Raw genomic sequence first — 11,890 nt, forward strand, 5'->3', positions numbered from 1 at the left:
GACAGCGCCATGCCGATCACCCGCATCAGCGTCGACAATCCGGTCTTCGCCACCATGATGATGGTGGCGCTGATGGTGCTCGGCCTCTTCTCCTACAACCGGCTGGGCGTCGATCTGTTTCCCGACGTGGATTTCCCGATCGTGGTGGTCAGCACCAGCTATCCCGGCGCCAGCCCGGAGACGGTGGAGACCGACATCACCCGCCCTGTCGAGGATGCGGTCAATACCATCGCCGGCATCAAAACGCTGACCTCGCGCTCCTACGAAGGCCAGTCGGTGGTGATCGCGGAGTTCGACCTGAAGACCTCCTCGGTCCAGGCGCTGCAGGACGTGCGCGAGAAGGTCTCGGCGATCCGCGCCACCTTCCGCGACGAGGTGAAGGATCCGCAGATCACCCGCTTCAACCCGGACGACCAGCCGATCCTGTCCATCGCGGTGACGTCGGACCTGCGCAGTCTGCGCGACCTGACCACGCTGACCGACCAGATCATCCTGAAACGCCTGCAGAATGTCCGCGGCGTCGGCAAGGCCACCATCGCCGGCGGGGTGAAGCGCCAGATCCTGGTCCGCCTGAAACCGGAAAAGCTGGAGGCCCTGAACGTCGGCGTCGACGAGGTGATCGCCACCGTCACCGGCGAGAACCAGGACGTGCCCGCCGGCACCGTCACCGGCCAGGGGCGGGAACGCGTGATCCAGGTGGAAGGGCGCGTGCGCAACCCGCTCGACCTTCTCGACCTGATCGTCGCCCGCCGCGGCGACAGCCCCGTCCGCCTCGGTCAGGTCGCCGAGGTGATCGACGGCCAGGAGGAGCAGGACTCCGTCGCCATGCTGAACGGCGCCCCGGCGCTGGCGGTCGACGTGGTGAAGGTCCAGGGCGCCAACACGGTGGAGGTCGCGCGCGGCCTGCATGGGGCGATCCAGGATCTGCGGACCAACGGCTCGCTGCCGCCCGACGTGACGCTGGCGGTGGTGCGCGACAGTTCCCGCGGGATCTCCAACTCGCTGAGCAACGTGCAGAAGACCCTGATCGAAGGCGGCGTCCTGACGATCCTGATCGTCATGCTGTTCCTCGGATCCTGGCGCAGCACGGTCATCACCGCGCTGACCCTGCCGGTCGCCGTGCTGGGCACCTTCGGCATGCTGGCGGCCATGGGCTTCACGCTGAACATGATGACGCTGATGGCGCTGTCGCTCGCCATCGGCATCCTGATCGACGACGCCATCGTGGTGCGCGAGAACATCATGCGCCACCTCGCCCGCGGCCAGGGCCACCGCCAGGCCGCGCTCGACGGCACGGCGGAGATCGGGCTGGCGGTGCTGGCGACCACGCTGACCATCGTCGCGGTGTTCCTGCCGGTCGCCTTCATGGGCGGCATCATCGGCCGCTTCTTCCTGCAATTCGGCATCACCGTCTCCGCGGCGGTGCTGATCTCGCTGTTCGTGTCCTTCACGCTCGACCCCATGCTGTCCAGCGTGTGGTACGACCCGGCGGCGCACGGCAAGCACGGGCGCTCCGTCTTCGGCCGCTTCGCCGCATGGTTCGAGCGCGGGTTCGACGCCGTCTCGCACGGCTACGGCGCGGTGTTGCGCTGGGGCCTGCGCCGCCGCTGGCTGGTGGTCGTCGTGGCGCTGGCGACCTTCTTCGGCAGCTTCCTGCTGGTGCCGCGCATCGGGGTGGAGTTCGTTCCCGCCGCCGACCTGGGCGAGCAGATCGTGGAGGTGGAAACCCCCGTCGGCTCCTCGCTCGCCACCACCACGGCCAAGACCAAGCAGGTGGAGGCGGCGATCCGCGAGTTTCCGGAGATCGCCTACACCTACAGCACCGTCAACACCGGCGTTTCGGTCGGCCGCAACCGGGGCAGCATCTATCTGCGCTACATCCCGATCGAGCGGCGCAAGCGGTCCCCCAACGATCTCGCCCCGCTGTTGCGGGAACGGCTGTCGGCGATACCCGGCGTCACGATCGGCATCGCCATCCCCGGCGTCGGCGGCGTGCAGAAGCAGATCCAGGTGTCGGTGCAGGGCCGCGACATCGCCGAGCTGGACCGGCTGTCGCAGCAGGTCATCGGAGCCATGCGCGCCATTCCCGGCTTCGTCGATGTGGACAGCACGCTGAAGGCGGCGAAGCCGACGCTGGCCGTGCGGCTGGAGCGCGACATCGCCAGCGATCTCGGCATCGGCACCGCCAAGGTGGCCGACACGCTGCGCCCGCTGTTCGCCGGCGACACGGTGTCGAGCTGGAAGGCGCCGGACGGCGAGAGCTACGACGTGCTGGTCCGGCTGCCGGAGGGCGACCGTGCCGGCCGCGCCGACCTCGACCGCATCTATTTCTCCGGCGGGATGGACGACAACGGCACGCCGCGCATGATCCCGCTGTCCCAGGTGGCGGAGGTGGCGACGACGCTGGGCGCCTCGCAGATCAACCGGCGCGACCTGCAGCGCGAGGTGAATGTCCAGGCCAACGTCCAGGGCCGCGCCGCCGGCGACGCCGGGAGGGAGTTGCAGGCGGCATTGGCGAAGATCGAGCTGCCGCCCGGCTACCGCATCGTCTTCGGCGGCTCCACCAAGGACATCGCGGAAACCAGCAGCTACGCGGCGCAAGCGCTGGCGCTCGCCGTCATCCTGATCTACCTGATCCTGGCCTCGCAGTTCGGCAGCTTCCTGCAGCCGCTCGCCATCATGGCCTCGCTGCCGCTGTCGCTGGTCGGCGTGTTCCTGGGGCTTCTTGCGGCGGGATCGACGCTGAACATCTTCAGCGCCATCGGTTTCATCATGCTGATGGGTCTGGTGACCAAGAACGCCATCCTGCTGGTCGATTTCGCCAACCAGGCGCGCAAGCGCGGCGCCGGCCTGCACGACGCGCTGGTGGAAGCCGGCATCATCCGCCTGCGCCCCATCGTGATGACCACCGCCGCGATGATCTTCGGCATGATCCCGCTGGCGCTCGGCATCGGCGAGGGCGCGCAGCAACGCGCACCCATGGCCCATGCGGTGATCGGCGGCCTGCTGTCCTCCACCATCCTGACGCTGCTGGTGGTTCCGGTGGCGCTGACCTATCTCGACGCCCTGTCGCGCCGGATGAAGCGCTGGTTCGCCCACTCCGATCCCGACGCCGTTCAACGGAACCCGGCGGAGTGAGCGTCAGGCGAGGGCCGGCGACCGCGCCGAGCTTTCCACCCCGACGCGCCCCAGATTCCGCTCCACCCAGAGTCCGGCGGCCTCGCGTCCGGCGTCGCGCAGCCAGTTGAGGAAGGTCCAGTCGGTCATCAGCTTCGAATAGACGCCCAGATCCTGCAGATGCTCGTCGGCATCGATCAGGTGCAGGCGCGGGGCGTCGCCGCGCGCGGACAGGCAGCGCAGTTCCTGCAGCAGAGCCGCATTGAAGGTGATCTGGTTCAGGCGGGCGGCGATGCCGGCCGGGTCCTCCGGCGTGGTGGCGCAGGTGAAGGGGTTGATCGCCACCACCAGCAGGTCGGCACCCGGACAGGCCTCCGCCAGCGGCGACAATGGCGGATTGGCGAGATAGCCGCCGTCCCAATAATCCTGCCCGTCGATCCGCACCGCGCGGAACAGGTGCGGCAGGCAGGCCGAGGCCAGCAATTGGTCGACGCCGATATCCATCTCGTCGAACAGGCGCAGGGCGCCGCTGCGCACATTGGTGGCGCTGACGAACAGCCGCAGACCGCTCCGCCGGATCAACTCCGGCTCCACCATCTCGGCCAGCAGCCCGCGCAGGGGGTGGAAATCCGCCGACTGCGTCTGATAGGGGGTGATCCAGCGCTTCGCCCATTCCACCAGATGCGATCCAGGCGCATTGTCGACGTTCCAGCGGCCGAGCAGCCGGCCTGTCACGCTCGGCCGGATCGGCCCAAGCCGGCCGGCGGCGCTCACCCGCTCCCAGAAATTGGCCAACTCGGCCCGCGCGCCCGAGCATCCGCCCCGCGCCCAGCCCTGCACCAGCATCGCGGCGTTCATCGCCCCGGCGCTGGCGCCGCTCACGCCGACCAGACGGATATCCTCCTCCAGCAGCCGGTCGAGCACGCCCCAGGTGAAGGCCCCATGGGCCCCGCCGCCCTGCAACGCCAGCGCCAGCGTCGGCTTCGGCGGCGGCAGGGCAAGCATGGCCCCCGGCCCCGGCGGTTCCGGCGACCCCGCCGGATTGACCTGCCGGCTGGTCGCGGGCCTTCCGCTGACGCGGTTCCACAGCTTGCGGATCATGGTCATGTCGTCATGTCCTCGCTCGCCTATGCTGCATTGCAACATGAGCAGGGCGTCGGGCACCGGCAAGGGGGTATGCCCATGGAAGGGGAGGATCGGCGCCGCTCTATCCGCCCCGGCATTGGAAAGCCGCCTCCATATGCACTAAGTAGGCACACACCCCAGCCGCCGAGTGTCCCCTTTGCCCAGCATCGTTCCCATCACCGACCCCGAGGATCCGCGCATCGAGCCCTACCGCGACGTGCGGGAGCGCGATCTCGTCGGCCGTGACGGGCTGTTCATCGCCGAGGGCGCGGTGGTGGTGCGCAGCCTCGTCCAGTCCACCCGCTACCGCGCCCGCTCGCTGCTGATCGCCGACAAGCGGGTGGAGGCGCTGGAGCCGATGCTGGCGGCGCTGCCGCCCGAAACGCCGGTCTACACCGCCACCCAGCCGGTGCTCGACCGCATCGCCGGCTTCCCCTTGCATCGCGGCATCCTGGCGGTGGGCGAGAAGACCGGGGCGCCGGGCGCGGCCGATCTGCTGGCCGCCTGCGGGCCGGTCGCCCGCGTGGTGATGCTGTTCGGAATCGGCAATCACGACAACATGGGCGGCATCTTCCGCAATGCCGCCGCCTTCGGCACCGACGCGGTGATCCTCGATTCCGGCTGCTGCGACCCGCTCTACCGCAAGGCGATCCGTGTTTCGGTGGGCGCGACCCTGCTGGTGCCGACCGCGAAGCTCGGCGTCGGCGAGGATCCTCTCGCCCTGCTCGACCGCTTCGGATTCGAGACGGTGGCGCTGAGCCCCGCCGGTGCCGAGACGCTCGCCGCCCTGGCGCCGCCCCGCCGCGCCGCCCTGCTGTTCGGATCGGAGGGGCCGGGACTGCCGCCCGCCTTGCTGGCCCGCGCCCGCAGCGTCCGCATCCCGATGGCCGGCGGCTTCGATTCCCTCAACGTGGCGACCACCAGCGGCATCGTGCTGCACCACATCGCCTCCGGACAGGCCCGATGACCGACGATACCAATACGCCTGCGGCCGACCCGCATCTCGTCCACGACCTCGCCGCCGCCCATCCCGAGGTGACGACGCTGGGGGCCGCCGGCGTGCTGCGGATGCCCGATGCCGAGGCGCGCGGACTGGTGCCGCTCGGCCTGCCGCTGCCCAAGGGCAAGCGCGACCTTCTGGTCCCGGCGGAGCGGCGGGAGGCCATTCTGCTGGAGATCAACGGCCGCATCGACCGCGCCCACCGCCGCGACGCGCTGCTGGCGCAGGGCCGGCGGGCGCTCGCCGGCAGCCACACCGCATTGCTGTCCTGCGAGGACCGGACCCGCGTCCGCGCCGTGCGCAGCGATGAATTGCCCTGGCCCGGCTTGTCGCCCGCGGTCCGGCCGCAGGTTTCGCGGACCTTCGATGCACTGGAGTTGTCGGACCTGTCCGATGCCGAACTGTCGGCGCGGCTCGATCATGATCCCGCGTTGCGCGCCGCACTGGACGACGCGCTGTCCCGCATCGCGACCCGGCTGCGCGATCTGGCGGAGCGGGCCGGCGACGATCCCGATTGGGGCTTCGCCAGTCTCGCCGAGCGGCTCGGCAAGGCCGCCCGCAACCGCAGCGATGCCGACGAGCTGCTCGACCGCTGGGACCGCGAGTACGACCAGTGGCGCCGCGACCGCGCGGAAGCGCGCGGCCGGGCCTATGTCGACCGCCATTTCGACTTCTCCCGCTTCGAGCGGCTGTTCCCGGTGGCCCGCGGCATGAACCGCCGGCTGGTGCTGGTGATCGGCCCGACCAATTCCGGCAAGACCCACCGCGCCATCACCGCCCTGCGCGAGGCGCGCGACGGCGTCTATCTCGCTCCCCTGCGCCTGCTGGCGTTGGAGGTGATGGAACGGCTGAACGCAGAAGGCACCCCCGCCACGCTCATCACCGGGGAGGAGGAGATCCGCACCCCCGGCGCCCGCCACACCGCCTCCACCATCGAGGTGATGGACCCCGACCGGCCGGTGGAGGTCGCGGTGATCGACGAGATCCAGATGCTGGCCGACCCGGCGCGCGGCTGGGCCTGGACCGCCGCGCTGATGGGCGTCCCGGCGGAAACCGTCTACATCCTCGGCGCGCCAGAGGTCCGCCCGTTGGTGGAACGTGCAGCCGCCCATCTCGGCGAAGCGCTGGAAGTGGTGGAACTCGACCGCAAGACCCCGCTGTCGATGCTCGACCGCCGGCTGGACTGGGCGGAGGTGGAGCGCGGCGACGCCCTGATCGCCTTCTCCCGGCGCGAGGTGCACAGCGTCCGCGACACGTTGCTGGCTCAAGGGCTGTCGGTCGCCGCCATCTATGGCGCGCTGGCTCCGGCGGTGCGGCGGCGCGAGGCGGCGCGCTTCCTGTCCGGCGAGGCCGATGTGGTGGTGGCGACCGACGCCATCGGCATGGGGCTGAACCTGCCCTGCCGCCGCGTGCTGTTCACCGCGCTGGAGAAGTTCGACGGCAGCAGCGTCCGCCCCCTGACCGCGACCGAGGTGAAGCAGATCGCCGGCCGCGCCGGCCGCTTCGGCCAATTCGAGGAAGGGCATTTCGGCGTCATCGCCCGCGGCACACCGGCTGCGCTGAAGCGCCTGCTGGAAGCGCCCGACCGCAGCCTGCGCGCCGACGCGCCCCTGCCCGTCCGCCCGACGCGCGCCATGCTGGCCCGGCTCGCCTCCCACATCGACAGCGACGAGACGCGCCTGCTGGTGGAGTGTTTCGGCACCGCGGCCACCGCCGGTTCCCCCTTCCGTCTGGCCGATCTGTCCGCCCTGCGCCGTGCCGCCCCGATGCTGGACGCCCGGCGGCTGACGTTGGCCGCCAAGCTCGAACTGCTGCTCGCCCCCGCCGATCTGGAGGAGCCGGAGGATGCCAAGGTCTTCGCCGCCATCCTCGACGCGGTGGAGGCGGGAGAGGTTCTGCCGCTCGCGCGGCTGATCCCGGCCCGACTCGACGGGCTGACCGCCGATGTGCTGGAGGCGGCGTCCCGGACCTGCGACCTCTATTTCTGGGCGTCCCGCAAATTCCCCGATGCCCTGCCCGACCGTGACCGCGTGCGCAGCGCGCGCGATGCCATCGGTCAACGCCTGTCGCAGGCCCTGGCCTCCCGCGCCCGCCGCCGCGAGCCGCCGCCCGCCGCCGGCTTCCGCGGCGCTCCCCGCAAGCGCTTCGGTCCCCGCCGACGCTGAGCGCCAGGAATGGTTCCCCGCGAAATTCGTCCGCATGGCACTGCCGCACCGCGAACGAAATGACCTGCCCGTTGTTCTGGATTGGACCTGCTGCGGCAGAGCCGTCATATTGATAGGTTGATCCTATTGCGATGTTCGGAAGCATCGATTGGACACTATCCATCCGGCCGGCCATTCTTGCATCAGCGGCCGAGTCTCCGGCCGCCGAGGACCGTTCAGGAGCAACCGGCGTGAAGACCGCATCCCCCTCCATCGATACCGACGCCCCAGCCCGCATCCCCGCAGGCGGACGGCGGTTCTGGACCATGCTCGGCCCCGGTTTCGTGGTGGCGGTCGGCTATATGGATCCGGGCAACTGGGCGACGGACATCGCGGCGGGCTCCAGCTTCGGCTTCGCGCTGCTGTCGGCGGTGCTGATCGCCAGTCTGGCCGGCATCTTCCTGCAGGGGCTGATCGTCCGGCTGACGCTGGCGACCGGCAAGGATCTGGCGCGGCTGATCCGCGACCGCTTCCCCCGCCCGGTGGCGATGGCGGTGTGGGCGGTGTCGGAACTGGCGATGATCGCCACCGATCTCGCAGAGCTGCTGGGCAGCGCCATCGCACTGAAGCTGCTGTTCGGCATTCCGATCATGGCCGGCGTGGCGATCTCCGCCGTGCTGACCTTCGGCATCCTGGCCCTGCCGGGTGCGCGGGGGCGTGCGCCCGAACTGGTGGTCGGCGCGCTGATGAGCGTGGTCGTGGTCTGCTTCGCCTGGGAGCTGGTGATCGCCCGCCCCGACCCCGGCGCCCTGCTGGCCGGGCTGGTCCCGAGCATCGAGTTGGCCCGCGATCCCGAGATGCTGTACCTGTCCTTGGGCATCATCGGCGCCACCGTCATGCCGCACAACCTGTTCCTGCACTCCGGCCTGGTCCGCTCGCGGCTGGGCGAGGTGAAGACGGAGGAGGAGCGCCGTCAGGCCGCCCGCTGGCTGACCATCGACCTGTCGACCGCGCTGGCGCTGGCCGGTCTGGTCAACGGCTCCATCCTGGCGGTCGCCGCGGTCGCCTTCCAGGGCGTCACCACCGGCGGCACTCCCGGCATCGAGGACGCGCACGCCCTGCTGGGCAGCAGCATCGGCGGGGCCGCCGCGCTGATCTTCGCCATCGCCCTGCTGGCCGCCGGCCAGAGTTCCACCACCACCGGCACCATGGCGGGGCAGATGGTGACGGAAGGCTTCCTGAACCTGCGCCTGCGCCCCGTCACCCGCGCGCTGATCACCCGCGGCGCCTCGCTGATCCCCGCCCTGGCGGTTCTGGGCGGTGCCGGCGACGGCGCGGTGGACGAGTTGCTGGTGCTGAGTCAGGTGGTTCTGGCGCTGACCCTGCCCTTCATCCTGATCCCGATGCTGTTGCTGCTGCGCAACGACAAGCTGATGGGCGGGCTGGCGATGGCGCCGCTGACCCTGCGGCTGGCGAGCCTGACGGTGCTGCTGCTGACCGGCCTGTCCGGCTGGCTGGCCGGCACCACGGCGATGGTGTGAGCGTAAAGGCACGCTCGACCCGGAGCGGGGAATGGTCCATCTTGCGGCCCCTCAGCCTTCTTCACTGCCTAACCGGTGCCCCATGGATCCCGCCCTCGAACAGCGTCTGGCCGACCTGGAAAGCCGCCTCGCCCACCATGAGCGCATGGCGGAGGAAATGTCGGAGGTCATTTTCGCCCAGGGCCAGACCATCGACCGCCTGACCGCACAGTTGAAGCGCATGCGCGACCGGGTCGAGGCGGCCGAATACGCCATCGCCTCGCCGCAGGACGAACGGCCGCCGCCGCATTATTGAGGGGCGGTGCCCTTCCTTCGTAAGGGGTCTGACGCGGCCCCTTACGTCCCCTTACACCATCTCTCCAGTCATCATTCCTGTCGCCAAGCGCGGCAGGCAGCAGGCACGGCGTCGTCCGGGCCATCGCCCCCGCTATGCCCATAAGCCTTCGCATCCGGCTCGCGACGCGGAGCGCCACCGCAACCGCCCCACGCACACCCCGGCCTTTGGGTATAGGTCGTCAGGCGGATGCGGCGCATCGCCGCCTACCGCCGTGCAGGCTTTCTACCCATTCGGTTGTAAGAGCTTTCCCAAGCATGGAACTGCAACACAGCTCCCTTATATTCGCGCTCACCCGAAACAAACCACCTTCGTCGTGACCATGCCCGTCTCCATCCGTACGGCCAACACCACGCACACCGCGACCCGCCAACTGCATTGCGCCTGCTGCGGCCGTCCATTCGTCCGTCCGTCGACACGGGGGCCGGCGCCTCTCTATTGCTCGGTGGATTGCCAGAAGCAGATGCGGGTCCGCACACGGGTGTGGAGCCGGCGCGAAGACGCTCCGTCCGGCCTGCCCCGCGCGTCCTGACCGTCAGCGGATTTCCACGGTCGCGCTGTCGCTGCGGCCATCGGCGTCCAGCACGGTGACGCGCACCACCCCGGGGCCGTCCGGACGCCACACCACTTCGCGCGCGATGGGCGAATGGGCGATCCGGCGCCCGTCGATCAGCCAGGACAGCGGGCGCCGCCCGCCGGTGGCGGTCAGGGTCATCGGCTCCCCCTGGCCATCCGGCCCCAGGGCCTCCAACACCATGTCGCTGACCGGGAAGGTCAGGCGCAGCCGATCGGCCTCGCGGGGTCCGGCAAGTTCGGCCTCGCCGGGACGCAGGCGGCGCAGCAGTTCCGGCGGAGTCTCGTTGCGCACCGGGCCGGCCGGGCGGCCACGGTCGGCCGGAAGCCGGTCGAACACCTCGAACAGCAGTGGCGCCGCGGTGTTGCGGCCATAATGGTCGGGGCTGGGCGTGCCGTCCGGGCGGCCGACCCACACGCCGACCGTATAGCGCCCGGTCACGCCGAAGGCCCAGGCGTCACGGAAGCCATAGCTTGTGCCGGTCTTCAGCGCCACCGGCCCGCTGCCGCGCAGCTCCTGCGCCTGAACCACGCCCGGCGGCGGCGGCGAGCCTTCCAGGATCGCCCGAACCTGCTGCGCAGCCGTGGCAGACAGCAGCCTGTGCTCCACCCCGCTGCCTTTGTCCTCGTCCCCGGCCGCGCGCAGCGGCGCGACCAGCCCGTCGCGGGCAAGCGCGCTGTAGAGCGCCGTCATGTCCCACAGGCTGATCGACGCCCCGCCCAGGGCAACCGGCAGGCCCGGCAGCGCCGTCCCACGGGGCAGCACGAGCCGCGCACCGGACCGCCGCAGCGCGTCGGCGAAGCGCAGCGGCCCCACCCGGTCGAGCACCAGCACCGCCGGCACATTCAGCGAGCGCTGCAGCGCCTCCATCACCGTCAGATCGCCGGTGAAGCTGCGGTCGAAATTGCGCGGCGCCCAGTCGCCGAAGCGGGTGGAGACGTCGGCGATCCGGGTCAGCGGGTGGATGATGCCTTCATCGAAGCCCAGCCCATAGATGAAGGGCTTCAGCGCCGATCCCGGCGAGCGCACCGCCCGCACCATGTCGATGGGCCCCTGCCGCGTCTCGTCCAGCGCGTTGGAACTGCCGAGATAGGCCAGCACCGACCGGTCGCGGTTGTCCACCACAAGCACCGCCAGCCCCGCCTGCGGGTTCAGCGTCTCCGCCGCACGGCGGCCGAGCGCCTCGACCGCCTGTTGCAGCGTGCCGTCGATGGTGGTGGCAATCTCCACCCGGCCGGGATTGGCGCTGCGCAGCCGGTCGGCCAGATGCGGGGCAGAGGCCGGCAGGGGAAGCCGCGCCGACGGCACCGACAGCGACTTCGCCTCCGCCACCGCCTTGGGCGACAGGGCGCTCGCCTCCGCCACCCGGTCGAGAACCTTGTCGCGCGCCGCCCGCGCCCGCTCCGGATAGCGGTCGGGCCGCAGCCGGGACGGCGATTGCGGCAGCGAAACCAGCAATGCCGCCTCAGCCGCGTCCAGTTCCACCGGCGGCTTGCCGAGCAGCATCAGCGAGGCCGCACGGATGCCTTCGATGTTGCCGCCATAGGGGGCGAGCGTCAGGTACATGCCGAGGATGTCGCGCTTGCCGTAGCGCCATTCCAGCTGCGCCGCCCGCGCCGCCTCGATCAGCTTGGCCGTCCAGCTGCGCGGTCGCGGCTCCAGCAGGCGGGCGACCTGCATGGTGATGGTGGAGGCGCCGGACACCACCCGCCCGGCTCCCAGATTCTGCGCCGCCGCGCGCAGCACGGCCAGCGGATCGACCCCGGCATGGCTGGTAAAGCGCCGGTCCTCATAGGCAAGCAGCAGTTCAATGAACAGGGGCGAGACGTCGTCCACCGTCGCCGGCAGACGCCACGCCCCCGCCCCGTTGGTGAAGATGCGCAGCGGCTGGCCCTTGCGGTCGGTGACGGTCACCGACAGGTCGGCCAGCCGGTTCAGCGGCGGCGGAAACAGCCGGTCGAGCGCCAGCGCCGCGCCGATCAGGACGGCGACGCCGGCCGCCGAGACGCCAACACGCCTGACCCAACGCTGCCGAAGCCAACCCCGCGCCAATCG

At 70.5% G+C, this 11,890-nt stretch carries 7 protein-coding genes; 5 read left to right on the plus strand and 2 right to left on the minus strand.

All coding sequences use genetic code 11. The features are described 5' to 3' along the window. The first annotated feature begins 9 nt into the window (after positions 1-9). Positions 10-3,138, plus strand: coding sequence for an efflux RND transporter permease subunit (locus DM194_RS05900; protein WP_111066371.1), 3,129 nt, complete (start codon positions 10-12; stop codon positions 3,136-3,138). A 3-nt stretch (positions 3,139-3,141) separates the two neighbouring features. Here DM194_RS05900 and DM194_RS05905 read toward each other — a convergent pair whose 3' ends face one another. Continuing rightward, positions 3,142-4,224 carry a patatin-like phospholipase family protein gene (locus DM194_RS05905; RefSeq protein WP_111066372.1) on the minus strand — a complete coding sequence of 361 codons (1,083 nt, stop codon included), beginning with the start codon at positions 4,222-4,224 and terminating at the stop codon, positions 3,142-3,144. A gap of 175 nt (positions 4,225-4,399) precedes the next feature. On the opposite strand from DM194_RS05905, the gene DM194_RS05910 reads away from it, so the two are divergent. From DM194_RS05910 to DM194_RS05925, 4 genes are all read left to right on the plus strand, one after another. Then, positions 4,400-5,209 (plus strand): TrmH family RNA methyltransferase, encoded by an 810-nt coding sequence (locus DM194_RS05910; protein ID WP_111066373.1) that lies wholly within the window; start codon positions 4,400-4,402, stop codon positions 5,207-5,209. Beyond that, entirely contained in the window at positions 5,206-7,407 is a 2,202-nt protein-coding gene (locus DM194_RS05915) for a helicase-related protein (RefSeq protein WP_111066374.1), read from the plus strand. The genes DM194_RS05910 and DM194_RS05915 overlap by 4 nt, the downstream gene beginning before the upstream one ends. Positions 7,408-7,637: 230 nt before the next feature. Next, positions 7,638-8,927 (plus strand): Nramp family divalent metal transporter, encoded by a 1,290-nt coding sequence (locus DM194_RS05920; protein WP_111066375.1) that lies wholly within the window; start codon positions 7,638-7,640, stop codon positions 8,925-8,927. An 82-nt stretch (positions 8,928-9,009) separates the two neighbouring features. Further along, complete coding sequence (locus DM194_RS05925) at positions 9,010-9,222, plus strand: SlyX family protein (RefSeq protein WP_111066376.1); 213 nt, start codon at positions 9,010-9,012, stop codon at positions 9,220-9,222. A 574-nt stretch (positions 9,223-9,796) separates the two neighbouring features. On the opposite strand, the gene pbpC is transcribed toward DM194_RS05925, so the two are convergent. Continuing rightward, complete coding sequence (pbpC, locus tag DM194_RS05935) at positions 9,797-11,887, minus strand: penicillin-binding protein 1C (RefSeq protein ID WP_111066378.1); 2,091 nt, start codon at positions 11,885-11,887, stop codon at positions 9,797-9,799. Positions 11,888-11,890 lie beyond the last annotated feature (3 nt).

Source organism: Azospirillum ramasamyi (assembly GCF_003233655.1).
Classification (GTDB): domain Bacteria; phylum Pseudomonadota; class Alphaproteobacteria; order Azospirillales; family Azospirillaceae; genus Azospirillum; species Azospirillum ramasamyi.